Here is a 24,491-nt window from a genome sequence, read left to right on the forward strand (position 1 = left end):
GATATTAAGAATATACATCTTGTAAAACGCGATCAAACATGGCGATAACGCATTGACTGGAAATTCTATTCATCGCTTTTTCATCTTTCACACGTGTTCTCCAGCTCAGTTGTTGGCTGGTTTTGTTTGTTTCAGCCAAGATAGCCTCTTCATACACTGAGACGGCGTATTGCAAATAGTGATAAGGCCCAACACGAGCTGGATTGTGATGAGCATATAAACCAATCACAGGAGTGTTCATAGCGCTGGCTATATGGGCAGGGCCAGTATCAGGCGAAATGACCATCTCAACGTGATCAATCAGCGCCAGCATTTGCATAATTGAGCTTTTGCCTACCAAGTTTAGACAAGGTTCGCTCAGTAATGACTGAATACTTTCTGCAAGATCAACTTCCACGGTTGCCGGACTTCCTGCCAAGATAACTTGCCAGCCTTTTTGGCGGGCATGGTTAATGACATCGACATAGCCCTGAGCATGCCAGTTCTTATAGGCTTTACTAGCACCTGGAACGAGCAGTAAATGTGGTGTATCTTTCTGGAGCAGTGCATTTGCCCACGCTCTATCTGTTTCGGGATAAGTTAAAAACCAAGTGGGCTCTGCAGGAGTTACCCCTAGCTGATAAGCGAAGGCCAGCAGTCCATCTGCTACATGCAGTGAAGGTGGGGAAGGGACTTTTACGTTGGTAAATAAAGTTTGAAAATCTTGACTGCGATCGGCAGCAAAACCTAGGGTGTACTTAGCTTTTATGCCTAAAGTGACCACACTGGCTCGAAGTGCATACTGCATGTGCAGCAAGGCATCAAACTCACGATCTTTTAACTGACGCCACACAGATTGATAGCCTTTGAGCCCTGCTTTTTTATCAAAAATAATGATCTCGACGCCTTCTACTGCTTGGAGGAGTTGAGCTTCGAGCTCGCTGGTTATCCAAGTAATTTTCGTCGTAGGCCATTGTTTTTGAATCGCCTGAGCAGTTGCAATGGCATTACACACATCACCCAAGGCGGATAATCGTAAAATACACAGAGAAGCAGGAGCTGAAGTGAACATAATGTCTGTCTAGTAAGATAATTTAAGAGCAAGTAAATTATGCAGATATTGCTAATAAATGTAAAATGGGCAATTCCAATTATTATAATCAAAGAAAGAAGAAAACGATGCCACAAAAACAGCCTAATTCAACGCCAACCTCTGGTAAACCGGGTAATACTGGTTTAACTCGCATCATCAAAGCTACGGGGTTCTCTATACAAGGTTTAAAAGCCGCTTTTAAATATGAAGCTGCCATTCGTCAAGAACTTGTACTGCTGGTCATTGCCATCATATCCGTTTGCTTTTTAGATTTAAGCATTATAGAGCGTATTGTCATGCTAGGGGTGGTGGTATTGGTATTGATTGTAGAGTTACTTAACTCAGCTATAGAAGCCGTTGTTGACCGAGTCGGTACGGAGTACCATGAACTCAGTGGTCGAGCAAAAGACATTGGCTCTGCTGCAGTTTTGGTCGCTATGCTATTCGCTGGCTTTGTATGGCTGTACATTCTTGCTGGTCATTATTTATAATACTATCATCATCTGAGTGTAAACCATGATTAAGTGCCACCAACAGGACAATAGTATGATTTGGTTTGATGACCAAATCATTTCCAACCCACGCCAATCGCTGTTTGATGCTCAATATTGGCAAGAGCAAGATAAAGTGGTGGGCAGCGCATCCGGGCGTGGAACCACATGGTTTATCCAACTTAATGATTTACAAGCCGCTTTACGCCATTATCGTCGTGGTGGTTTATTTGGTAAGTTGGTTGAAGATCACTATTGGTTTACTGGATGGGAGCAGACTCGTAGCCTACAAGAGTTTAATCTGCTCAGAGTGCTGATTGAATCTAGTGTGAATGTCCCTCGACCGATTGCTGCGCGCGCAGTTAAAACTGGCTTAACTTACCAAGCGGATCTTTTGAGCGAAAGAATTCCCAATGCTCAAGACTTGGTTAGTTTTTTGCAAGAAAAGCCATTATCGGAAGCCATGTATCAGAAGATAGGGCAAGAAATTGCCAAGATGCATAACGTTAATGTGAATCATACTGATCTGAACATTCACAATATTCTGATTGATAATCAGGAAAAAGTATGGCTCATCGATTTTGACAAATGCCGTCAGCAATCGGATGGTGATTGGAAGCAAGGCAATTTAGAGCGTTTGAAGCGCTCTTTTTTTAAAGAATTGAAGCAACGCCAGATACATTGGCAAGAGAAGGATTTTGATGTACTTAAAACGGCATATTCTTTAAGTCGTTAGGGCTAGTAACGCTCCAGAAAATTTATGCTTTGTTTATGTCAAAGCTAAGTCATTTAGTTTAGCGCATAGTTAACTACTACAATGAAATAAGAACTGTTGCACTTTACGTGAGCGCAATATTAAGCAGGTAACATTCATAATGAAAATACTCGTAACTGGCGGTGCTGGTTTTATTGGCTCTGCAGTCATAAGACACATCATTGGTGATACAAAAGATACCGTCATTAACTTAGATAAATTGACTTATGCGGGCAATTTAGAGTCCTTAGCGGAAGTATCGGATAGTGAGCGTTACCATTTTGAGCAGGTTGATATCTGTCAACGTGACGAGCTTGATCGCGTATTTGAAAAGCATCAACCTGATCTTGTGATGCACCTTGCGGCTGAGTCTCACGTAGATCGTTCCATTGATGGACCTGCGGCATTTATTGAAACCAATGTCATTGGAACATATCACCTTCTTGAATCGGCTCGCCAATATTGGTCGACACTGGATGATACACGCAAAGCCGCTTTCCGCTTTCATCATATTTCTACCGACGAAGTATATGGTGACCTAGAAGATACGGATGATTTGTTTACTGAAACCACATCCTATGCACCAAGCAGTCCGTACTCCGCTTCTAAAGCATCCAGCGATCATCTTGTTCGAGCGTGGCAGCGAACTTACGGTTTCCCAACCGTTGTTACTAATTGTTCGAATAACTATGGACCTTACCATTTTCCAGAGAAATTAATCCCTCTAATGATCCTTAATGCATTAGATGGCAAACCGTTGCCAGTTTATGGCGATGGTATGCAAATCCGTGATTGGCTGTTCGTCGAAGATCATGCTCGTGCTCTTTACAAAGTCGTTACTGAGGGTGAAATCGGTGAAACATATAACATTGGTGGTCACAATGAAAAAGCGAACATTGAAGTGGTGAAAACCATTTGCTCTCTACTTGAAGAGTTTCGCCCAAACAAACCTGCAGATGTTGAATCTTATGAATCGTTGATCACCTATGTGAAAGACAGGCCTGGTCATGATATACGCTATGCCATTGATGCAACAAAAATTGCTCAAGAGCTGAACTGGACGCCTGAAGAAACGTTTGAAAGTGGCATTAGAAAAACGGTTGAATGGTACTTAAGTAACCCACAGTGGTGGCAACGTGTTTTGGATGGTTCATACAGTTTAGAAAGACTCGGAGCAGGTGAATAATGAAAGGTATTATTCTTGCTGGTGGTTCAGGTACTCGTCTTTACCCGATCACACGAGGCGTATCGAAACAGTTATTGCCCGTTTATGATAAGCCAATGATTTACTACCCGCTGTCGGTACTTATGCTTGCTGGTATTCGTGAAATTTTGGTAATTACCACTCCTGAGGATCAAGAAGGTTTTCAGCGCTTGCTTGGTGATGGCTCTGACTTTGGTATTGAACTGCAATACGCAACCCAACCCACGCCAGATGGTTTAGCTCAAGCATTCATTATTGGTGAAGAATTTATCGGTGACGACAGCGTTTGCTTAGTGCTGGGGGATAATATCTTCTATGGGCAAGGCTTTACACCTATTTTACAAAATGCTGTTGAAAGAAAGATCGGAGCAACAGTTTTCGGTTATCAAGTCAAAGACCCGGAGCGATTTGGTGTGGTGGAATTTGATGCCAATATGAGAGCCGTATCTATTGAAGAAAAGCCATCAGCGCCAAAGTCAAACTATGCTGTCACTGGCCTGTATTTCTATGATAACCACGTGGTCGAAATGGCCAAGAAAGTGAAACCTTCTGAACGTGGGGAGTTGGAAATTACAACTTTAAATGATATGTACTTGAACAATGGTTTGCTAAATGTTGAGTTATTGGGTCGAGGCTTTGCTTGGCTAGATACAGGCACTCATGAAAGTTTGCATGAAGCATCTTCCTTTGTGCAAACCATTGAGAACGTTCAAGGTTTGAAAGTCGCTTGTTTAGAAGAGATTGCCTGGCGCCAAGGGTGGTTGTCGAATGAACAGTTGTCTAAAGCAGGTTGTGCTTTAGCTAAAAATGAATATGGCCAGTACCTGTTAGCATTGTTGGAAGAATAAATGAAAAAGCTCATTCGTTGGATTGATTTTCCAGTCATTGGTGATGAAAGAGGAAGCCTTGTCGCTTTAGAAGCAAACAAACTCATTCCTTTTGGCATTAAGCGTGTTTATTACTTATTCGGTATGCAGTCTGATTTACCACGTGGTTTTCATGCTCATAGAGAGCTTGTTCAAGTGGCGGTTTGCTTAAAAGGTAGTTGTGATATTTTGATGGATAACGGTCATAAGAAAGAAATTGTTAGATTAAGTTCACCTAGTCAAGGATTATTGATTGATGTAATGCAATGGCATGAGATGAGTAATTTTTCTGAAGATTGTGTACTGTTAGTGCTTGCTAGTGATGTATATGATGAGAGTGATTATATTCGTAATTATGACGCTTTTCTTAGAGAGGTAGAATTATGAAAATTCATCCGCTAAGTGATGTTTCTTCTTCAAAAATAGGCAAGGGGACTACAATATGGCAATTTTCAGTGGTTCTTTCTGGTGCGCAAATAGGCGAAGACTGTAATTTATGCGCGCATACCTTCGTAGAAAATGATGTTGTTCTTGGTGATCGGGTTACGGTTAAAAATGGCGTTTATCTTTGGGATGGTATTGTTTTAGAAGATGATGTGTTTATTGGCCCTTGCGTTGCATTTACGAATGACAAGTTCCCGCGCTCAAAACAGTACCCAGAGTCGTTTTCAAAAATTCAAATTCAGAAAGGCGCATCTATCGGTGCTAATGCAACTATATTGCCGGGTGTTACCATTGGACAAAATGCAATGGTAGGCGCTGGCTCTGTTGTTACTAAAGATGTGCCCGCGATGGCTGTTGTTATTGGCAATCCAGCAAAAATAATTAGATATACTGAGGCTTAGAATAGCGTGATTCCATTTCTAGATTTAAAAAGTATTAATCAGCAATACCAAAAAGAACTAAAAGAAGCATGTGCTCGCGTGATTGATTCCGGCTGGTATATTATGGGCAATGAACTAACTAAATTCGAGGCTGAGTTTGCTGCATATTGCGGAACTAAATATGCTGTCGGTGTGGCAAATGGTTTGGATGCTCTCACCTTAGTCCTTCGAGCTTGGAAAGAGTTAGGTAAACTTTTAGAAGGTGATGAAGTTATCGTTCCTGCAAATACTTATATCGCAAGCATTCTAGCCATCACAGAAAACAATTTAGTGCCTGTGTTAGTTGAACCAGATATTGATACTTACAACTTAACGAAAGAGGGCATTGAGGCTGCAATCAGCCCAAGAACAAAAGCTGTTTTGCCTGTTCATCTATACGGCCTAATTTCACCAATGCCGGAGATCATGCAAATTGCAAAAGAGCACGATTTACTAGTATTGGAAGACTGTGCTCAAGCTCATGGGGCTCTGATTCATAGTAAGAAAGCAGGTAATTGGGGGGATGCTGCTGGTTTTAGTTTCTATCCTGGCAAAAACCTTGGCGCGTTAGGTGATGCGGGTGCTATTACAACTAATGATGATGAGTTAGCACAAACTCTGAGGGCGCTGCGCAATTACGGCTCTCACAAGAAATACGAAAATTTATATCAAGGTGTAAATAGTCGATTAGATGAAATTCAAGCAGCAATGCTGAGGGTTAAACTTCATCATCTCGATGCTGAAACGTTGCGTCGTCAGGAAATTGCTAAGCGCTATAGAGCTGAAATCAATAACTCATTAGTCATCTTGCCTAAAGTGGAAAATGAAGCAGAGCATGTGTGGCATCTATTTGTTGTTCGGTGTGAACAACGTGAAGCACTGCAAAATTGGCTTTCTCAAAATGATGTTCAAACACTGATTCATTATCCAATACCACCTCATAAACAAATGGCCTACAGTGAATTGAATGACTTGTTAAATCCGGTTACAGAAATGATTCATCAGCAAATAATTTCATTGCCAATGGATCCAACAATGGATAATGAAGCTGTAACCAAAGTCATTCAATTGGTGAACGAGTTCAAGGCGTAAATATTTTACTCAAAGTAACAGCGATAACGGATTTTTTGATGGTTGATGATGTTTTGACGTGGTTTATTCAAAACTGACAATGAACATGTGTGGTGATGCTAACAGCTTCTATTTTACCTTTATCTGCTATTGGTTCATCACGCAACTTTTTATAATGTTTATACTCAAGCCATTATGTGTAGATTAAATAAAATGGTCTGATATAGTTATTTTAGAATGTTTAGGTGTACTAAAAATGAAAATTAAGCGTGAGTTTGGTAGATTTTTACGTCGTTGTTTAATCTACTTGAGAAAATATAAGTACTATATGTTGTCGGATAAGAGGTATTGGGTTAAATATAGTTATTACCCTATTCTTTTTAAGAACAATCTTAATTTTTCATTTGGGGAAAATACATTTTTTGGAGTGAAATCAAGCCCTGATTTCTTTTCGAGTTATGGTTATATTGATTGCAGGCTTTCAACTGACTTTATAAAAGTTGGTGATAATTGCGTTTTTAATAATGGCTTTTCTTTAATAACGAGAGATGCAAATATTATAATAGGAGATAACTGCCTGTTTGGAGCCAATCTGTCTATAGTGACATCAGATTTTCACGATTTAGACCCAAAAAATAGATTTGCACCATCAAATATTAAATCCGGAGATGTAATTATAAATGACAATGTATTTTGTGGTAATGATGTTAAGATTTATAAGGGTGTAAATATCGGGGAAAATTCAATTATAGCGGCAGGGTCAATTGTTGTTAAAGATATACCTGATAACGTGATGGCTGCTGGGAACCCCGCTAAAGTGGTTAGGCGAATATAAAATTTCCCATAAATTATAAACATATACAATGTGTTTGAGGGGATACCTTAATTTGCTTCTTAAACTATTTGATATGATTTGTTGACTTAGTCTAATTATCAAATTAAGTGTAAATGGAACAGGGTAATAAAATATGATAAAGGTCTCATTTGTTTTACTGGCTTATAACCAATCAAAGTTTATTGAATCAGCGATAAGATCCGCACTTGAGCAAGACTATGAAAGTATAGAATTTATTTTTTCAGATGATTGCTCGAGTGATGATACATTCGAAATTATTGAAAAAACTTGTGCTCAGTACCCAAATAAAAATATCATTCTTAATAAAAATAAAAAAAACATCGGTATTGCTGAGCATTTTAATGTTGCCATGGCTAAAGCGACAGGGGAGTTAATCGCTATAGCTGCAGGGGATGATATATCATTATCGTCAAGGGTTAGCAAAGCTGTAGAGTGTTTCAATCAGAACGAAAAAATTTCGTTTTTGTCTTTTAATGATGAAAAAATTGATGAAAATGGAAAGAGTATTGGACGTTTATCCCGTCTAGATGGTGACCTTCGCTTTTCTATTTCTGATTATACTTCAGGAAAAAAAATTATGGCTAGTGGAGCATCAAGAGTGTTTAGACGTAGTTTATTTGACACATTTAATGGCTTAGATTCGCTTTGTCCGACAGAAGATACCCCTTTCTTACTTAGAGGGTTATACTTAGGGGATGGTATGGTTATTAATAGTCCTGGTATTTACTATCGAATTCATGATAATTCATTATCTGCTCCAACCAATATAGTTAAAATGAAACATGAAAGAATAAAAAAACAATATCTCAAAGATATTGAGATAGCAAGAAAGCTAGATTTAATATCGGATCAGAATTTAAAGTTAGTCAATAATTGGATTGAATATATTAGTTTGAAGAAAGATAAAGCGGCAAGTAAAGGTATAAGAAAAATAGGTATACGATTTAAGTTGCTATTTAATCAGGTTTCTTTAAATAAACGATTCAAGTTTAAATGAATGATACTATTCCTATTCTATTCGTTATTGTTAATTTATTATTAATGATATAGATAAATGGTGTTTATAAAAATTTGCAGCTTGGTGATTTTTTGCATTTTTATTAGTCGCTCAATATATGAAGAAACAACTAATACACAATACACCAATTGATGTGAATGAAATAAAAGGTGCGTATAATGAATTTTTATAAATTCTTTAATCAACAGGGTGTGGTTGGAAGTAAAGTAACCTAGATAGATTGAAATGTACTCTATTAAAGGATTTGAAGTGACGTCATGTACATTGGCAAGAGAATTACTTTGATATACTATTTAATTCATTATTTTCTGAAAGGTAGTATCAAGGTTTAACTTTTTACATTACTACAGGAAGTTACATGATGAAACTTAGTTAAAGACTCAGTCTGTTTGGCGAAAACATCTTCTAAGGGCAAGACTTTCGCCTAAGTATCAAAAATCCAGAGCCTAAAGCCGATATCGATGAAAACGTCTCAATCAAGCGTAACGAATAAACTCGAGAACAGCTATTCTATAACTAGACGTAATGTTTAATAGAAAGACATTTTACGTTTTATGAGTATCAATTAAAACCCATTTATCAGTAGGAGGTAAGGTGAAAAACTACAAAGGCTTTCGGGGTTTTCTAAAACGTTTGTCATATAAATATGATAAAGCCAAAGGAGTGGACTCCTCTTCGGAAATTGCATTGCATTGGTGGAATGGTCGCCTTAATTTTGGTGATGTTGTAAATAAATTCATTGTAGAAAAGCTATCTGGAAAGAAAGCAATTTGGTCATCCGATAAATCTGATAAAGAACATCACCTAGTCATTGGCTCTGTCTTACAGTCTTCTAATGACAATGCAATCGTGTGGGGGAGTGGTATTATATCGGATAGAAAAACGCCACTATTTAAACCCAAGAAAGTTTATGCAGTAAGAGGGCCTAAAACAAGGGAGGTCTTGCTCGCCCGGGGGATTGACTGCCCGGCGGTCTATGGTGATCCCGCTTTAGTTTTGCCATCGCTAATACAGCCTAGCAACTCTGGTGTCATGTATAAGTTAGGTATTATTCCGCATTACAACAATAAAAATGATGCATTCTTTAATCAAAAATTTCCTGATGATGTAAAAATAATTGATATCGAAACTGATGATGTTCAGGAGTTTATCGATGAAATCGCGTCTTGTGAGCTAATTGTTTCAAGCTCGTTACACGGAATTATTGTTGCTGACGCTTATGGCGTGCCTGCTCACCATATTTCTTTTGATGACTCGGTGGAAGGAGGTGAGTTTAAATTCTTCGATTACTACCTTTCAGTTGGACGAGAGTGTAATTTGCCTATCAAAGTATCGTCTTCCACTAGTATCGAAGAGCTCTATGAGTTACCAAAGAACTATGACATAAAAATAGATATTCAACCTCTTTTAGATAGCTGTCCTTTTAAACAATAAGATATGCCCCGAAACTAAAATATCGGGGCATATTTTTCTTCACTTATCTCGGTGAACTACAAGCCTGTCTTGAATTTGTTCGTAGAGTCTAAAAAGTTCAATGTATATCTTATTGCAGAGATTTATATCAGATTTATCTTTTCGACAACTGCCAATTGTTGATGGAATATCGGCTCTTTTGACAATATCTGGTCTTAAAACATACGTGGATACACCATGTTTATACGGTTTTTCCATGTAGTCATCTACAGGCTCTATAAACTGAATTGCGTTTTTTATGAATTTCGAAGCTGCATGCGGAGTTAGAATATATCCCATAATACCGCATGTGCGTTTGTTGAAGCGTACAATATCAAGTTTGTTATTAACTGAAGATATGACTTTAAATGATTTAGGCTTGGTTGCTGCAAGTTTTAGAAAGTCGTATTGCTCCGCCAATGTGTCGAAACGTGAAAACACGTCAAAAAATTCAGGCAATAAGTCGCAGTTATCTTCTAGAATCAGTATTGGTTCGTTTACCTCCAAGCACTTCTCCCAGGCTAGGTGGTGACTAGAGAAGCAAGCAATTTCGTTCTCAACTAGCCTATAGCCAAATCGTTTTCGGGTAAGAGCGTCATTGCTACGTTCAGAGTATAGAAAATTTGGCACAGAGGAATCTACCGCTTCTATAAATTCGAATGGTATGTTGGCTTTGTTGAGTGTATTTTCCATGCGAACTCTTCTATCAACTGAGCGTTTCAAGTTAATAACAAAAACTTTCATTTTATACTCTCAATACATCTAATGGTCTTAGTTAGCGCACCAACATTATCGTTGACAAAGCTAAGGAGGTTTTCTTGAACGACACCTTTTGCTAACGCATTTTGAAACATAGCTTCAACCTTTAGGCTCATCTCGTTAGGTGACCCAATTAGTTTGATAACCTTCTTATGAAGCATCTTAGTAACCAGGTCTTGGAAGTTATAATAACTTGGCCCGGTAATCACAGGGATCCCTAATGCTGCCGGCTCCAACACATTATGTCCACCAACTCTATCACCAACTAAGCTACCACCCATAAAGCAGATATCAGCAGCGCCCATCAAGACCAACATCTCACCCATGGTATCTCCAAGATAAACTTGGGTCGATGCTGTTACAGCTTCTTGGCTTGTACGGCGAGCAGTTTCAAAGTCTAGCTTCTGGCAAAGCTCAAATACGTTGTCGAAACGTTCTGGATGGCGAGGAACAAGAATCAATAGTGCGTCAGGGTGTGACTCTAGAACTTGTTTATGCGCTTCAAGAACTTGCTCGTCCTCACCTTTGTGGGTACTTGCTGCAATCCAGACTGGGCGATCGCAGCCAAGTTCATTACGCAGTGCTTTGCCTTGCTCTCTAACAGTATCCGATATTTGAATATCAAACTTTATTGAGCCTGTAACAAAAAGTTTGTTTTTCTCGACCCCTAAACGTTCGAAACGCTTGGCATCTGACTCGGTCTGGCAAAGTACTTTATCCAGACAAGGGGCTAATAGGTTAAACAGTGGCTGAACTTTGGCGTAGTTCTTACACGACTTTTCAGATAGGCGAGCGTTGACCACGATGATAGGGATTCCCGCATTATGGACAACATTAAGTGTGTTTGGCCAAAGCTCGGTTTCGATGATCAGCATTTGCTTTGGGCGTATTGCCTTCAGAAAGCCTTTCACGGCAAAGCTAAAATCGATAGGCATATAGCGGTGTTCAACTAAGTCACCCAACTTAGCAATTTGTTCTGCACCAGTGCTGGTTGTGGTGGTAACCAAAATAGGTTGGGTTGGATTTTTCTTTTTTAACTCTTTAATGAGTGGGATAGCAGCGATGCTTTCACCTACCGAAACCGCATGAATCCAAATGGGGGGCTCAGCTGCTTCTAGCTTTGGAGTAATACCAAAATGCTCTTTCCATCGTTGGCCAAACTTGGGTTTGTTTGGTTTGGTTTTATACAAACCAAACAGTAGCAAAGGAGAAGCGATGGTGAGTAATAAAGTATATAGGCCTCGAATTAGCATGAGCTGACCGTTATTGCTTCCAGTTTTTGAATACTACCGAGCACTTGCTTTGGGGATAACTCAGTTAAACACTTAAGGTGCTTAAACTCACACTCACGCTTAAAGCATGGACGGCAGTCAATGTCGGTGTGAACAATCTCCACTTTTTCCGCTAGTGGTGGAGTGTACTTTGGAGATGTTGAACCATAGACCGCCACCACGTTACAACCAACGGCAGCGGCGACGTGCATAAGGCCTGAGTCGTTTGCTACTACAGTTTGACAGGCCGCCAGCAGATCAACCGCTTCAATCAGGTTTGTTTGCCCGGCTAAAACATAAATTTGGTGCTGATGTTCCTGAGGGACTAATTGCTTGATGTTGTTACAGGTCTCAAGGTCTTTTTGTGAGCCAAATAGCCACACTTGCTTTCCTGAATGCGCCATCGCTGAGGCGACTTCTGCATAGTGCGCTTCGGGCCATTTTTTCGCAGGGCCAAATTCCGCACCCGGGCATAGGCCAATAACAGGCGCTTCTTGGTTGAGATTAAACTTAGAAATCGCTGCGCCTTGTTCTTGTTTATTAATAAACAGGCTAGGGCGAGGTAGGGTTTCTAAACCACCCAGTGAGGACGAGTCAATCATCTCCGTTTGTGAATAGGCTAATGCTACATAGCGTTCAACCATGAATTCAAAAGACTTCATATTTGGACGCAAGTCATTAAGCAGCCCGTAACGCATTTCGCCTTTCCAGCCCGTGCGAAGCGGGATATTGGCAAACCAAGGAATCAGGGCAGATTTTGCCGACTTAGGCAGAATATAAGCGTGATCATATTGCTTTTCACGTAGAGACTTGCCAATTTCACGGCGACCCAATAAGTTGAACTCACCATGACCGATAGGCATTTCAATCGCTTGGTGGATCTCTGGCATACGCTCAAGAATGGGTTTACACCAACCGGGTGCAATCACGTCAATTTGGCTTTGTGGATGAAGCTGCTTTAAAACGATGTACAGTGACTGGGACATCACCATATCACCAACCCAAGATGGGCCAATAATTAAGATCTTTTTCATTTTTCTATTTGCCAGTCAGAGTCATATCTTGGTTTAAAGAGGTTGTAATAATTATTGCCATTTTCTTGTGAGCGGAGCAGTTGCAGTATCCACATATACTGCTCAGGTTTACTGGCAACAAAGTACTCAATTGCTTGGTTACAAGTACGTGCATCTTGTTCTTCACCTTTGTCTAACTCGAACGCCGGTAAGATTTCGATATCAAACGAGCCATCTTCGCTATTTATTGAGGCGAACATAGGCAACACTTTAGCGCGTGATAGTTTGGCAATTTTACCTAAGCCAGGCAGGGTGGCTTTACGAGTGGCAAAAAAATCGACAAACACACTGTGCTCAGGACCATGATCCTGATCGGGCAGGTAGTAGCCAATATACCCATCGCGAATCGATTTTAAAAACGGCTTAATACCGCCAGAGCGTTCGTAAACGCGGCCGCCATATTGCACTCGTTGTCGGTGCATCAACCAATCTGCGACTTCGTTTTTCTGTTTCTTTGCCATGGCTGATACCGGCATGCCCATTGAAGCAAGCAATACCGCTGGCACGTCAATAGCCCAAGAATGTGGCACCATCAAAATGACTTTCTCATCGTTATCGATGTGCTTTTGTAGGATGTCTAAACCACGGATCTGGCAACGTTGCTGCAACCACTCAGACGAACGTAAGCTGAGTAAGCCAAAGCGAAAGAAAAACAAAGCGGCGGTATAAAGTGTCTTTTCAATTAAAACTTCACGTTCTGCAAATGGTTTTTCCGGAAAACACAGCTCAAAGTTCACTCTAATTCGATGAGCTGGGCCTTTGGAAGACTTAACCATTTTGCTGGCGATGATTTTTGCCAGCCATTTTTGCAGGCTAAAAGGCAGCAGAGAAAGAGGCACAGCAAGTATCACCCCAAGCCAAGTGATCCAATATTTGGGCGCAAGGAAATGGCGCTGAAAGACTGGGTTATAGGCCTTAGGATCGAAGTCATTACGTTGTTCAGTCATCAGTTTGCAAGTACCTAGTACAAAGGGAAAAGCCGTCGCTCATCACTTAATTGATATTTTTAACTATAACAGAATGAATTAAGGCAGGGGATATCCTGCCTTGTTTGATAGCAATAAGATTAACCGTTTTGTATCGCAAGATATTCTGCGACACCTTGTGCTACGGTTTTGAATTCGACGTCACAGCCAGCCGCACGAAGCTTAGTAAGATCGGCCTGAGTGAATTCTTGGTAAGCACCTTTTAAGTGCTCTGGGAATGGGATGGTCTCAATTTCACCTTTGCCATGGTATTGGATCACCGCTTTGGCAATCTCTTCAAAAGACTCAGCATTACCTGTGCCCAAATTAAAAATACCTGACACAGAATGGTTTAAAAACCACAGGTTAACCGCTGCAACATCGCCGACATAAACAAAGTCACGCTTAAAGTGGCCGCTACCTGCAAACAGTTTTGGATTTTCACCTGCGTTCATTTGGTTATTCAAGTGGAAAGCAACAGAGGCCATGCTGCCTTTGTGATCTTCACGTGGGCCATAAACATTAAAGTAACGGAAGCCAGTGACTTGCGACAGTTTCTCACCATGTTGTTCGGCATCTTGCCATAAGCGGCGTACGTAGTTATCGAACTGCTGTTTTGAGTAACCGTAAACGTTAAGAGCACCTTCGTACTCACGTTCTTCAATGAAGGTTTCAGTTTCGCCATATGTGGCAGCAGATGAAGCATAAAGGAAAGGAATTTCGCGGTCTAAGCAGTAATGCAGAAGCTCTTTTGAATACTCGTAGTTATTGAGCATCATATATTTGCCGTCCCACTCGGTCGTCGCAGAGCAAGCCCCTTCATGAAATACCGCTTCGATAGGACCGAAATCATCGCCAGCCATCACTTGTGTAAGAAAGTCATCACGATCCATGTAATCGGTGATATCCAGATCAACCAGATTTTTAAACTTTTTACCGTTTTTCAGGTTATCAACCACCAGAATATCGTTAATTCCTGCTTCATTGAGTGCTTTAACAATATTGCTACCAATCATGCCAGCACCACCAGTTACGATGATCATAAGACTTCCACCATAGATTAAAATTTTCTTCAGAATTTTAGCAAGAAACGGAAAGTAGCGCTATTGATAGGAGGTAAACAAGGTCCTAGTCTTTAGGACCTAGGACCTAGGACCTAGGACCTAGAGCCTTTCCCATATTCCGTATACCAAAAATATATTCAAGAGCAATTGAAACACACGAAACACCCTGTATGCTCCTTCTAGGACCCTAGGACCCTAGGACCCTAGGACCCTAGGACCCTAAAACCTACTCCCCAGACGCATTCGGACGTTGATACCACGGATTACGTTCATCCGTTAGCTCAATCAAGCTGTATTTACGTCCTAGCTTTTGACCACCATCTCGAGTGAGAGGCTGCCAGCTAAAGAAGGCACGATTATTACTTGGCTTAACCGTCATAATATCGAAAGGAATCGAGACGTAGAATCCTTTGGTAAAGCTGCCCTCACCAAACTCATCAGCTGATAAATCACTGATTGAAGCAAACGCTCCGGCAATGACACCACTCTTAAACTGTTTTGCGACATTGATCTGAGTACCCACATCACCGGCTAAGAACTGACCGACATCGACTTGGATCATTAAGTCTTGTAGGAAATTCCATTGCGGGAAGTAATAGCCAGACACAAAGCCAGTAAAGCCTTTATCGATCACTTCAAATGGGCGGCCGTATTCAGGAGTTTGCTGCCATTTTTGATCGTAGATACCAAAGTAGCTTTGCGGATCACGCTGAGAGATCAGGTTAATATCGGCACCAATGGCCCAGTTTGCGCCTTGAGGGCGGTAAAGTACTTCGGTACCAACCCCTGCAAACATACTCTCGAGATAACCGGCATAAACTTGCTGATCAATACTATCGCCATACTCTTGGAACCACGTCATTTGAAGGTTAGACATGGTCACAGGGTGCTCATTTTGGTAAGCACGGAACATGGTACGCACGCGAGGAACCGAGGTCGCGTCTGGTGGAGTGACGAAGTTAAACTTATCGTAGTTGTTGTACCAATCCCAGTAGAGAGAGCCGCCAAATTCGAGATTATCAGTCAGCCAGTAGGAAGCGCTGCCAGTTAAACCAACACTGAATAAATAGAATGATTCAGGGTTACCCAATGTTTGGGCCAGCTTTGGCGAGAAGCCCCAATCAAAACGCTCAAAGCCATCATAAGTGGGTGTCCCTTGCGGCTGTGCACTTGAGTTGGAGGTGGCATCTTCAATGCTTGGGTTGAGGTAATTTACTTCAGCAAAGTCGCGATACTTGTTTTTATCGATCACGGTTTGGTTGCTTAAAATACCGCCATTACGCTCGTTGATGGTAAAAGTCTCAATCTCTTGAGGCATCTGGTTGGTTAATACCGCTGCGGCTTTTTCATGCGCTTCTTTACGATCGCGGTATTTCTTTTGTTCACCGACGACAGATACTGTGTCACCATCGACATAAAGTTGGGTATTTTGATAGCCTGCAATTTTATCCAGATCTTCTGTGACACGTTGCCAATCAACATCCGACAACTGCTCTGGTTGCTGTTGGCTTATCGCTGGAGTTGGGGTGTCACGCCAAAACGATGGCATATCATTAAAGTTAGTATTGAGGCTAATCCCTGCGACTAAAGTATCCCCGCGCTCATAACTTAAACGCAGATCGGCCATGGTGCCTAAGCGGTAAAGTACACCGATGTTCCATGGCGTTTGGGGTGTCATATTAACGCCACCGCGCATGACAGGGAAATCTTCGCTATAGTCGTTACTGTCGTACTCAAGCTTAAAACGCAGTGGAGCATGTAAGGTTTGATATTCAATGCCACCAAAGAGAGCCGAAGTGCCTTTAAACCAACGTTCAAAGTCGACACTGCCGCCATTCCCTTTAAAGTCAGAGGGGCGCGTACAGTATTTATCGGAAGCTTTACAGGCTGGGTTCGTGATATTGTTACGAGTACCTAAATAGCCCCAGCCTAAACCCAAGGTAAAATCAAACGTACCGACACTGGGGTGAGAGTAGCGCTTGGTGGCTGCGAAGTATTCACCATCAAATAAGCCAGTACCAGCAAAATCACGAATGCCTACTGACAGCTCAGGTAAATAATGTGACTCTTCTAATAAGCGAACCTTAAAGTCAATGCCCTTATCGGTATATTTCGTTTTACCAGAAAAGCTAGCATCGTCACTGTACAACATATCGTTAACTAGGGTGTAGCGCAGCGTGGTTTCTAGCCAAGGCAGCACTTGTAAAGTAACGTTATAAAACAGGTATTCATCACTGCCAGTTACGGCAAAGTTAAATTCACCTTCCGGTGCCATACGACCAGTTGGCATTTGTATCAAGCCAACGCCACCAAAGTCCATTTGAGAGGGTTGCAGTGGTGGCACTTCAAAAGGCATCTCTTGAGCCCAAACCAACGCTGGGCTGATTAAACAGAGCGATAAAGGGGTTCTAATCAGGTTCATGGTTACTTCTTCGTTGCAGTCGGGATACGCTGACTAAGCAGTTGGACGATGTCTTGATCCATGCTTGAGGTTTGGTAATCCTCAAATGGAATGTACACCATGGTCAGTGGTGGCAAGTAATATTGTGTGGTCAGCCAGCGGCCATGATGAGGCTCTACCACTTCTCCATCTGGGTAAATCAGAATCGGCGGTTGAGGCAGAGTCGCGATCTCTTTTGTTGAGGCTAGGCTGTTAAGCTGCGCCTTTAAAGCGATACCTGGCAAATTGCTGACTCGGTAAAGGCCATCGAGGTTGCCCAAGTAAAGTACGTTTTCTTCTCGTGCTGGAGCGCTCAGGGCCAGTGGGCCGGTTAAACGTGGATTGGCAAATTTATCTAGACGAATCGCATCGACATCGACGCCAGACAGCACTCGCGGAGCAAATTGACTCTGCTGAATAAACTGATAAGTTGGATGAGTGACGAGGTTATGCTGAATCATTTGATTCAACACCGAATTTTTACGTGCCATGCTGCTTTGCTCAGCTTGTGGAGAGCGATCAAAAAGCGTCACGGCTAAAGGGTACTGCAAAGTCATACCTTGTGCTTGAGCCTGTTTTAAAACTTGCTCAAGGCGGGCAGGTTGCTGAAATTGTAAGGCTTGCTGCGTGTCAATCAGTTCAACTTGTAAGGGAATATCTTGCTGAGCGTGTACTTGTGTTAGCGCAGAAGAGAACAATGTCCAAGTGGCCCAAGTCATCATTTTCGCTAGGCGCGATAAAGGTAACCATCTTTTGTTCATGATTTACTGTACTCTCTTAGAATGGTCAATTCGACAGGCACCATCGAAGGCCCTAGATGTTGGCGTGTTTTAATCACCTTTCCTTGAGCATTAACCCAATAACGGTTGTGTACTTCGCGGGATAAACTCGGAAACTCAACTCGCTCTTCATAGACGTCGGCTTGAACAGTGTTAAGTGGTGTTTCTACGCTTTGCTGGCCTTGATAGTTACGTGTCACCTGAGCAGGAAAGCCATAGCGATATTGTTTTGGCCAATCATAAGAAAGGGCGTAACTGATCGTTGGTGTGGTTGAGTAGCTAGGTACGTCACCATAAACCCCAGCAAGGTTACCCGCTTGTAAACCAAGAGTTTTGACGATATACCCATTTTCGGTCACTACCATGGCGTTATCAGCACTGACCCATTTAAGTTGGGTCTTGCCTGTTAATGGGTTGGGCTCAGCAAATGCTAATACCACAAATACTTGTTTTTGGTCGGCAATTTTTAAATAGGCGCTGGCATAAGGCACGGCGTTGATTTCATCGGCGGACATCTCAACGTCGATATAGTTACTGTAAGCTTCTTGAATGGTGGCGGATACATCATTAAATTTTTGTGTACAGCCGAAAAGCAGACCCAATAAAGGAGCAACGATCAACAGGCGTCGCCAAGTTGAAGATAGAAAAGGTGTCATGGTGCTCTCTCGTAAATACGCTGTTACAAATAAAATCGCCCTGAATCAATCAGGGCGATTATCTCTAACTTCTACAGAACTAAATTACTTAGTTGATACTGAAGTAGAAGTAGAAGTAGAAGTAGAAGTAGAGTCACTGTCAGATGCTGCAACGGCTACAACTGTTACTGCTGCTGCTGCACCTACTGCTACTGCAGTTGTACCTGTTGCAGAAGTAGAGGCTGCGCTTGCGCTGCCTGCTTCTTCAGCTGCAAATGCAGTTGATGCGCTTAGAGCCATAAGAATAGCTAGTGCTGTATTCTTCATTATTAATCCTTGTATTTCATATTTTAAAACATCGATGTTTGGTTTGTTCATCACATACCAGCTCCCATTTTAGTTAAAAAACGATCAGCATGTAAACAGTTTCTTACTTAAATAAGATTTTTCTAAGTAAAAACTAGTAAGAAAGGGGAGGTAAGGTCCTAGGTTTTTTAAGGTCCTAAGTCCTAGTTCCTAGGAGCTGTCTCTTGCCGTATTCCATTTTCACACAACCGAAATTTGCACAAGCTTCAAAATTTCCTGAAGCTACTTCTAAGACCCTAAGACCCTAAGACCTAGATTCTAGTCCATAGGAGCTTTTTATTATGCGAAGTGTTCTCTTGTTAGTCATTTGTCTCAGGAGATTGGGTAAGGTAACGTGTGAGGTTTGAGGTTTTTGAGGACCTAGGATCCTAGGTCCTAGGAACTGACTCTTTCATCATTCCGTATTCCGTATTCAACTTGCACCTAACCAAAATTTCCTCAAGCTACTTCTAGAACCCTAGGACCTACAAACCCAGATAAATCGAACCTTTTAAGCTTTTCAAATGATTACCTTGATGGAACGCTTGTGGTTATGTGATGTCCTTATTATACGCTGGTTAATAGCACTAGCAAAGCTTGCTGTTTTAGTGGTATCCGTGCATAATTTGTCAGTTTTTGTGTAGGTCTTCTCAAATATATTTTAAGGTATTCATGAGACTTATAGCGCACAAAAATTCACATTAATTTTAATGAAATTATTAATTCATACTTTCGCGAACTGTGGCTTACGCGTAATGCCACTGGGCGGTAGCGTAGATAAGTTTAGTGCAAGAGACCGGAAACGGGTCAATACACAAACAAATGACGGTAAAATGGTCAACCGATACTCAGGAATAGAGACATAATGAATAAACAACCATGGTTAGGAACGCTGAGTATGCTCTGCTTGGGTATCAGCTCGTTCTCAGCATCAGCAGACTTTTACGCCGGGGCTCTAGTTAGCTACGCTGACGCAGAATATCGCGCACCCGTATCGACTTCTTCAAATGCTGTTGCCCCTCTTGATCCGCAAACAATATCTTCTAAAGTAAGTGATGCGAGCCCGCTACTGGTACAAGCTCAAGCAGGATACTTTTTTAATGACTATCTTGCATTGGAAGGGCGTTATGGCACCTCAATGCAAAGAGAGGGTCGATTAAATGTTGATCGGTTGGCCAGTGCCTATGTCAAATTAAATGTCCCGATATCAGACCGTTTTGCCATGTATGGTCTTACGGGGTATTCCAGCGTTGAGATCAATCATCAAGAAAGTGGAACGATTAAAGAGCAAGGGTTTAGTTTTGGTGTCGGGATGCATTTTGCTTTAAGCAGACATAATGCGGTTGTGTTTGAGTTTGTCGATAGTGTATCAGAAGAAAACTTGCGCCTTAACGCCTTTACCTTAGGTTTTCAGCACCGTTTTTAAATTGTTAATCTTACTTTAATTATTAGCGAGCTCAGCTCAAAGTAGCTGGGCTTTCCCAATTTTGAATTACCATAGCGAATGATCATGCTTAAAGGATATTTCTCGATTGCCGCTTGTGTTTTAGCCAGCTCGTTAATGTCGGCTGCACAGGCACAAACGCCAACCCCGGAACAGATGAAAATGTTCCAAAGCTTGCCTGCGGATCAACAACAGGCATTGGCCAGTAAATATGGCATTACGCTGCCTAGTGGCTCTGCAGAGCAATCTAGTCAATACACGAATCCTCAGGTGATGGCAGCGCGACCAATCGTTGACGAACGTAGCCAAGAGAAACAAAAGCAGACTCAACTTGAGCAACAAGAGCAGAGTTTAAAACGCTTTGGTTTGGATTTATTTGCTGGCTCACCTACTACATTTGCTCCTGTCGGTGATGTCCCTGTTCCTGCTGATTATACAGTTGGCGCTGGAGATGAAATCGTCATTCAGCTATTTGGTAAAGAGAACAATACCCACCGTTTACGTGTTAATCGTGCTGGTATCATCAACTTTCCTTCACTTGGCCCCATCCAAGTAGCAGGTATGAGCTTTTCTGATGTGCGGGAATCACTCAATCAACGTGTAAAAGAGCAAATGATTGGTGTACGCAGTGATATTTCATTGGGTGAAATGCGTACCATGCAAGTGTTTGTTATGGGCGATGCTTACAAACCAGGTTCTTATACCGTAAGTGCGCTGACAACCATTTCGCAAGCGATTTACTACAGTGGTGGCTTTGATGAAAGCGGTGCGTTACGTAACATTCAACTCAAACGCAATGGCCAAGTGATTCGTAAGCTGGATATGTATGACCTGCTATTAAAAGGCGATGCACGTAACGATGTCCGCTTAATGCCAGGTGATGTCGTATTTATTGGCCCAGTGGGTAATACCATTTCGATTGACGGTGAAGTGAATCGTCCTGCTATTTATGAAGTGAAGCCAGGTGAAACCTACCAACAAGCGATTCATATGGCTGGAGGCTTTACTGCAAATGCTCATCGAGATCAAATTGAAATAAAACGCTATGCGAGCAAAGGTGCACGTGAGGCACTGACACTCGACTTTCATCAAGTACGCGATAAACAGACTAAAGTTAAAGATGGTGATGTGGTTAAGGTCTTGACTAAGAGTGAAGAGCTTACTCGTTACGTTGAAGTCGAAGGTGATGTTCGTCACCCTGGTTTTGTGGAATGGAAATCAGGCCTTCGTATCGCTAACCTATTCCAAGCGGTGGATACATCATTTAATTCAACTGCAGATGTTAACTACGCAGTTGTGGTACGTGAAATCAATCCACAGCGTGATATTGAAGTGTTCCAGATCAATCTGGCTAATGCAATATTAGCGCCTAACAGCCAAGATAACTTAGAGCTGCAGTCACGTGATCGTGTGCTGGTGTTTAACCGCTTCAATAATGAAGACCTTGACGCTTTTTCTGAACAAGAATCGACGAGTAAAGCCAAGACATTAGAGCAAGCACAACAACAAGCTGAGCAAGAGCAGCAGAAAGAGCAAGCAGCGATGCAGTCATCGGTAGCCTTACTGTCTCCGCCACAAGGTATTTTGCCTCAAAATAGTTTAGCAAATGCTCAGAACCTTAATGAAACCAATATGCAGAAAAACGCTTCAGACTCTGTGGTTTCAGAGCCTAAGATTATGTTCCATGGCAAAGAAGTCACCCAAGAGGACTTTGATGCTCTCAAGCAAAATACCCGTCGTTCTTTGCTTGCGCCAGTCTTACTGCAGTTGCAACAGCAATCACGTTTGGGCTTAGCGCCTCAAATTGCCGAAGTATTTGGTGAAGTAAAACACCCTGGCCGTTACCCAATCACACCACGAATGAGTGTGTCGAGCTTGCTGGCCGCAGCAGGGGGGTTAACTTATAATGCCTTTACCATCAACGCTGAGTTAGCACACACGGTGATTAATAACATCGATGAGCGTGCATCGATCGACGTTGAACGGGTTGATTTGCGCAAAGCGATTCAAGGTAATAGTAATGCAGATGTGTTGATCTCTGGTCGTGACCGCTTAAATATCCTTGAAAAGCCAAATGTGAAACTGCAAAGTACCGTGACCCTTCAAGGTGAAGTGCGCTTCCCTGGTACGTACACCGTGCGCCAAGGTGAAACACTCGATCAGCTGTTAACACGTGCGGGTGGCTTGACAGAATTTGCTCATCCTCAAGGTGCAATTTTCACTCGTGAAGCGTTACGCCTACAAGAGCAGAAGCTACTTAACCAATATGCTCACGATATGCGTGCAGAAACCGCCAAAAAAGCTTTCCGTGCTGACAGCAACTTCAACTCGGTGATTTCTGACCCAGAAAAAACCTTGAAGTTTGTTGAAGAAGCCAGCAACAGTAAAGCTCTAGGACGCATGGTGGTTCAGCTTAACCGTATTCTTAAAGGTGACCACTCAGCAGACTTTATGCTGGAAGATGGCGACTTCTTGTTTGTGCCAACCTTCCGTAATACCGTCTCCATTATGGGTGAAGTTCAAGTTCCTATCACGTACTTGCTGGATGATAAGTTGGATGTCGATGACTATCTAAACAAAGCTGGTGGCGCGAAGAAGCAAGCGGATGAAGACCGTATCTTTGTTGTCCGTGCAGATGGCTCGGTATACAAACCATCGTCTGGCTACTGGTTTGGCAACAATCATGAAGATCTCAAAGCAGGCGACACAATTGTTGTGCCAATTGATACCGACTACCGCGATGCGTTGAGTACATGGACAGCTGCTACACAGATTCTTTACCAAACTGGTGTAGCGATTAACGCCTTGAAGTAGCGATGGAAAAAGTTTATTTAAACTAGCTCAAAATCATATTGAAATACAAGCAAAACGAGGGCTTATGTGACATTAAAAGTTACATAAGCTCGGTTTTGATACCATCGCTAGCTTAATATCACGGATACCACTTAATACAATCGAAGTGACGTCAAGTAATCGCAGCTGTCGAAGTCAGACTGGGATTATGACCCAGCAAGGCTGAGCTTTGAAAAGTAAAATCAATCTATCAAATCTCTGTGACTAATATAACGAATTTCAGAGTCTAGGATTAAGAACAATGGAATCTCAAAAAGAACCCAATCCACATTACCTGGCATCTCCACCTAAACCTCATTCCACCGAAGATGAAATCGACTTACGTGAACTTCTCAAAGCGTTGTGGAGTGGTAAGTGGCTCATTATCTCAATTACATTTGTGTTTACTGTTGGCTCAATCTTTTATGCACTGAGTCTGCCAAATATCTATAAATCAGATGCGCTTTTAGCGCCGGCTGAAAGCTCAAACGGTGGTGGTTTGTCAAAAATGGCAGGTCAGTTGGGTGGCTTAGCGGCTTTAGCGGGTGTTAACCTTAGTGGTGGTGAATCTTCTCAAACGGATCTTGCAATACAAGTGATGAAGTCACGTCAGTTTATCGGTAATTTTATTAATAATCACAATTTGCTGGTGCCATTAATGGCAGCAAAAGGCTGGGATGCTGAAAAAAATCAACTGATTATAGATGAAGAAATCTATAACGATAAAGAAAATAAATGGCTTAGGAAGCCAAAAGGCCTTCGTGGCCCAAAACCTACAGAGCAAGAAGCAATTGAAATTTTTAAAAAAGATATTTTTAGCGTAACTCAAGATAAAGAAACGGGACTATACACAGTTTCCGTAGGTCACTATTCACCTTTTGTTGCACAGATGTGGGTTAATTGGTTGATAGATGATATTAATCAAGTAATGCGTAATCGTGCCATAGCCGAAGCTACGCAAAACCTCAAGTATTTGGGTGAACAGCTAGAAAAAACTGCAGTTGCAGAAATGCAAAGTACTTTTTATAAGTTAATTGAAGAACAAACAAAAAGCTTAATGCTTGCGGAAGTTCAGGAGGAATTTGTTTTTAAAATTATTGATCCTGCAGTTGTATCTGAAAATAAAGCAAAGCCTAATAGGGTAATGGTTATAATTCTTGGGCTATTGCTAGGAACAATTTTTGGCGTGGCTATTTTATTAGTCAAATATGCCTTTTTTAGTAAAAATCGTAATTGA

22 protein-coding genes and 1 pseudogene are annotated in these 24,491 nt (G+C 41.6%); 13 read left to right on the plus strand and 10 right to left on the minus strand.

The features are described from left to right. Nucleotides 1-4: 4 nt before the first annotated feature. Nucleotides 5-1,051, minus strand: coding sequence for a glycosyltransferase family 9 protein (locus VSA01S_RS10820; protein ID WP_039981607.1), 1,047 nt, complete (start codon nucleotides 1,049-1,051; stop codon nucleotides 5-7). 107 nt (nucleotides 1,052-1,158) lie between these two features. Between VSA01S_RS10820 and VSA01S_RS10825 the strand changes: the two genes are divergently transcribed. From VSA01S_RS10825 to VSA01S_RS10870, 10 genes are all read left to right on the plus strand, one after another. Beyond that, nucleotides 1,159-1,563, plus strand: a complete 405-nt coding sequence (locus VSA01S_RS10825) for a diacylglycerol kinase (RefSeq protein ID WP_039981605.1) — start codon at nucleotides 1,159-1,161, stop codon at nucleotides 1,561-1,563. Nucleotides 1,564-1,588: 25 nt separating this feature from the next. Further along, entirely contained in the window at nucleotides 1,589-2,299 is a 711-nt protein-coding gene (locus VSA01S_RS10830) for a 3-deoxy-D-manno-octulosonic acid kinase (RefSeq protein WP_039981603.1), read from the plus strand. A gap of 139 nt (nucleotides 2,300-2,438) precedes the next feature. Then, on the plus strand, nucleotides 2,439-3,503 hold the full coding sequence (gene rfbB, locus VSA01S_RS10835) for a dTDP-glucose 4,6-dehydratase (RefSeq protein WP_039981601.1): 1,065 nt from the start codon (nucleotides 2,439-2,441) through the stop codon (nucleotides 3,501-3,503). Beyond that, complete coding sequence (rfbA, locus tag VSA01S_RS10840) at nucleotides 3,503-4,369, plus strand: glucose-1-phosphate thymidylyltransferase RfbA (RefSeq protein WP_039981599.1); 867 nt, start codon at nucleotides 3,503-3,505, stop codon at nucleotides 4,367-4,369. Before rfbB ends, rfbA begins: the two co-directional genes overlap by 1 nt. Continuing rightward, the gene (locus VSA01S_RS10845) at nucleotides 4,370-4,774 is read left to right on the plus strand and encodes a sugar 3,4-ketoisomerase (RefSeq protein ID WP_039981597.1); all 405 of its coding nucleotides are present in this window, start codon (nucleotides 4,370-4,372) and stop codon (nucleotides 4,772-4,774) included. It abuts the gene before it with no gap. Beyond that, on the plus strand, nucleotides 4,771-5,232 hold the full coding sequence (locus VSA01S_RS10850) for an acyltransferase (RefSeq protein WP_039981595.1): 462 nt from the start codon (nucleotides 4,771-4,773) through the stop codon (nucleotides 5,230-5,232). The genes VSA01S_RS10845 and VSA01S_RS10850 overlap by 4 nt, the downstream gene beginning before the upstream one ends. A 6-nt stretch (nucleotides 5,233-5,238) precedes the next feature. Next, nucleotides 5,239-6,342 (plus strand): DegT/DnrJ/EryC1/StrS family aminotransferase, encoded by a 1,104-nt coding sequence (locus tag VSA01S_RS10855; RefSeq protein WP_039981594.1) that lies wholly within the window; start codon nucleotides 5,239-5,241, stop codon nucleotides 6,340-6,342. Between the two features lie 235 nt (nucleotides 6,343-6,577). Then, entirely contained in the window at nucleotides 6,578-7,156 is a 579-nt protein-coding gene (locus VSA01S_RS10860; protein ID WP_050567356.1) for an acyltransferase, read from the plus strand. 133 nt (nucleotides 7,157-7,289) lie between these two features. Next, nucleotides 7,290-8,174, plus strand: a complete 885-nt coding sequence (locus tag VSA01S_RS10865; protein ID WP_050567355.1) for a glycosyltransferase — start codon at nucleotides 7,290-7,292, stop codon at nucleotides 8,172-8,174. Between the two features lie 615 nt (nucleotides 8,175-8,789). Then, nucleotides 8,790-9,629 (plus strand): polysaccharide pyruvyl transferase family protein, encoded by an 840-nt coding sequence (locus VSA01S_RS10870; protein WP_158000779.1) that lies wholly within the window; start codon nucleotides 8,790-8,792, stop codon nucleotides 9,627-9,629. Between the two features lie 39 nt (nucleotides 9,630-9,668). Here VSA01S_RS10870 and VSA01S_RS10875 read toward each other — a convergent pair whose 3' ends face one another. The 9 genes from VSA01S_RS10875 to VSA01S_RS20310 form a co-directional block, all read right to left on the minus strand. Beyond that, on the minus strand, nucleotides 9,669-10,391 hold the full coding sequence (locus VSA01S_RS10875) for a glycosyltransferase family 25 protein (protein WP_039981593.1): 723 nt from the start codon (nucleotides 10,389-10,391) through the stop codon (nucleotides 9,669-9,671). After that, the gene (gene waaA, locus VSA01S_RS10880; RefSeq protein WP_039981592.1) at nucleotides 10,388-11,659 is read right to left on the minus strand and encodes a lipid IV(A) 3-deoxy-D-manno-octulosonic acid transferase; all 1,272 of its coding nucleotides are present in this window, start codon (nucleotides 11,657-11,659) and stop codon (nucleotides 10,388-10,390) included. The genes VSA01S_RS10875 and waaA overlap by 4 nt, the downstream gene beginning before the upstream one ends. Beyond that, nucleotides 11,653-12,711 carry a lipopolysaccharide heptosyltransferase II gene (gene waaF / locus VSA01S_RS10885; protein WP_039981591.1) on the minus strand — a complete coding sequence of 353 codons (1,059 nt, stop codon included), beginning with the start codon at nucleotides 12,709-12,711 and terminating at the stop codon, nucleotides 11,653-11,655. The genes waaA and waaF overlap by 7 nt, the downstream gene beginning before the upstream one ends. Next, nucleotides 12,708-13,697: a lauroyl-Kdo(2)-lipid IV(A) myristoyltransferase gene (gene lpxM, locus VSA01S_RS10890; RefSeq protein ID WP_039981589.1), complete on the minus strand. Its 990-nt coding sequence runs from the start codon at nucleotides 13,695-13,697 to the stop codon at nucleotides 12,708-12,710. Before lpxM ends, waaF begins: the two co-directional genes overlap by 4 nt. 119 nt (nucleotides 13,698-13,816) lie before the next feature. Continuing rightward, a complete protein-coding gene (rfaD, locus tag VSA01S_RS10895; protein WP_039981587.1) occupies nucleotides 13,817-14,758 on the minus strand; it encodes an ADP-glyceromanno-heptose 6-epimerase in 942 nt (313 codons plus the stop codon). 247 nt (nucleotides 14,759-15,005) lie between these two features. Beyond that, a complete protein-coding gene (locus VSA01S_RS10900; protein ID WP_039981584.1) occupies nucleotides 15,006-17,201 on the minus strand; it encodes a YjbH domain-containing protein in 2,196 nt (731 codons plus the stop codon). A 2-nt stretch (nucleotides 17,202-17,203) separates the two neighbouring features. After that, on the minus strand, nucleotides 17,204-17,980 hold the full coding sequence (locus VSA01S_RS10905) for a capsule biosynthesis GfcC family protein (RefSeq protein ID WP_039981582.1): 777 nt from the start codon (nucleotides 17,978-17,980) through the stop codon (nucleotides 17,204-17,206). Continuing rightward, entirely contained in the window at nucleotides 17,977-18,654 is a 678-nt protein-coding gene (locus tag VSA01S_RS10910; RefSeq protein ID WP_039981580.1) for a YjbF family lipoprotein, read from the minus strand. Before VSA01S_RS10910 ends, VSA01S_RS10905 begins: the two co-directional genes overlap by 4 nt. An 84-nt stretch (nucleotides 18,655-18,738) precedes the next feature. Further along, the gene (locus VSA01S_RS20310; RefSeq protein ID WP_083932254.1) at nucleotides 18,739-18,960 is read right to left on the minus strand and encodes a hypothetical protein; all 222 of its coding nucleotides are present in this window, start codon (nucleotides 18,958-18,960) and stop codon (nucleotides 18,739-18,741) included. Between the two features lie 883 nt (nucleotides 18,961-19,843). On the opposite strand from VSA01S_RS20310, the gene VSA01S_RS10920 reads away from it, so the two are divergent. The 3 genes and pseudogenes from VSA01S_RS10920 (at nucleotide 19,844) to VSA01S_RS10930 (ending at nucleotide 24,491) form a co-directional block, all read left to right on the plus strand. After that, nucleotides 19,844-20,404, plus strand: a complete 561-nt coding sequence (locus tag VSA01S_RS10920; protein WP_039981576.1) for an outer membrane beta-barrel protein — start codon at nucleotides 19,844-19,846, stop codon at nucleotides 20,402-20,404. A gap of 369 nt (nucleotides 20,405-20,773) precedes the next feature. Continuing rightward, a pseudogene (locus tag VSA01S_RS10925) lies at nucleotides 20,774-23,236 on the plus strand (SLBB domain-containing protein); the annotation flags it as partial. Between the two features lie 280 nt (nucleotides 23,237-23,516). After that, nucleotides 23,517-24,491 carry a Wzz/FepE/Etk N-terminal domain-containing protein gene (locus VSA01S_RS10930; RefSeq protein WP_039981572.1) on the plus strand — a complete coding sequence of 325 codons (975 nt, stop codon included), beginning with the start codon at nucleotides 23,517-23,519 and terminating at the stop codon, nucleotides 24,489-24,491.

Origin of the sequence: Vibrio sagamiensis NBRC 104589 (assembly GCF_007990935.1) — a bacterium.
GTDB lineage: Bacteria > Pseudomonadota > Gammaproteobacteria > Enterobacterales > Vibrionaceae > Vibrio > Vibrio sagamiensis.

Bases quoted from the DNA above. Each gene is read 5' to 3' on its own strand.
- VSA01S_RS10850 (WP_039981595.1), top strand. From the start codon at position 4,771: ATGAAAATTCATCCGCTAAGTGATGTTTCTTCTTCAAAAATAGGCAAG.
- VSA01S_RS20310 (WP_083932254.1), bottom strand. From the start codon at position 18,960: ATGAAGAATACAGCACTAGCTATTCTTATGGCTCTAAGCGCATCAACT.
- VSA01S_RS10830 (WP_039981603.1), top strand. From the start codon at position 1,589: ATGATTAAGTGCCACCAACAGGACAATAGTATGATTTGGTTTGATGAC.
- rfbA (WP_039981599.1), top strand. From the start codon at position 3,503: ATGAAAGGTATTATTCTTGCTGGTGGTTCAGGTACTCGTCTTTACCCG.
- VSA01S_RS10875 (WP_039981593.1), bottom strand. From the start codon at position 10,391: ATGAAAGTTTTTGTTATTAACTTGAAACGCTCAGTTGATAGAAGAGTT.
- VSA01S_RS10930 (WP_039981572.1), top strand. From the start codon at position 23,517: ATGGAATCTCAAAAAGAACCCAATCCACATTACCTGGCATCTCCACCT.
- VSA01S_RS10860 (WP_050567356.1), top strand. From the start codon at position 6,578: ATGAAAATTAAGCGTGAGTTTGGTAGATTTTTACGTCGTTGTTTAATC.
- VSA01S_RS10920 (WP_039981576.1), top strand. From the start codon at position 19,844: ATGAATAAACAACCATGGTTAGGAACGCTGAGTATGCTCTGCTTGGGT.
- VSA01S_RS10820 (WP_039981607.1), bottom strand. From the start codon at position 1,051: ATGTTCACTTCAGCTCCTGCTTCTCTGTGTATTTTACGATTATCCGCC.
- rfbB (WP_039981601.1), top strand. From the start codon at position 2,439: ATGAAAATACTCGTAACTGGCGGTGCTGGTTTTATTGGCTCTGCAGTC.
- VSA01S_RS10900 (WP_039981584.1), bottom strand. From the start codon at position 17,201: ATGAACCTGATTAGAACCCCTTTATCGCTCTGTTTAATCAGCCCAGCG.
- waaA (WP_039981592.1), bottom strand. From the start codon at position 11,659: ATGCTAATTCGAGGCCTATATACTTTATTACTCACCATCGCTTCTCCT.
- VSA01S_RS10905 (WP_039981582.1), bottom strand. From the start codon at position 17,980: ATGAACAAAAGATGGTTACCTTTATCGCGCCTAGCGAAAATGATGACT.
- lpxM (WP_039981589.1), bottom strand. From the start codon at position 13,697: ATGACTGAACAACGTAATGACTTCGATCCTAAGGCCTATAACCCAGTC.
- rfaD (WP_039981587.1), bottom strand. From the start codon at position 14,758: ATGATCATCGTAACTGGTGGTGCTGGCATGATTGGTAGCAATATTGTT.
- waaF (WP_039981591.1), bottom strand. From the start codon at position 12,711: ATGAAAAAGATCTTAATTATTGGCCCATCTTGGGTTGGTGATATGGTG.
- VSA01S_RS10845 (WP_039981597.1), top strand. From the start codon at position 4,370: ATGAAAAAGCTCATTCGTTGGATTGATTTTCCAGTCATTGGTGATGAA.
- VSA01S_RS10825 (WP_039981605.1), top strand. From the start codon at position 1,159: ATGCCACAAAAACAGCCTAATTCAACGCCAACCTCTGGTAAACCGGGT.
- VSA01S_RS10910 (WP_039981580.1), bottom strand. From the start codon at position 18,654: ATGACACCTTTTCTATCTTCAACTTGGCGACGCCTGTTGATCGTTGCT.
- VSA01S_RS10865 (WP_050567355.1), top strand. From the start codon at position 7,290: ATGATAAAGGTCTCATTTGTTTTACTGGCTTATAACCAATCAAAGTTT.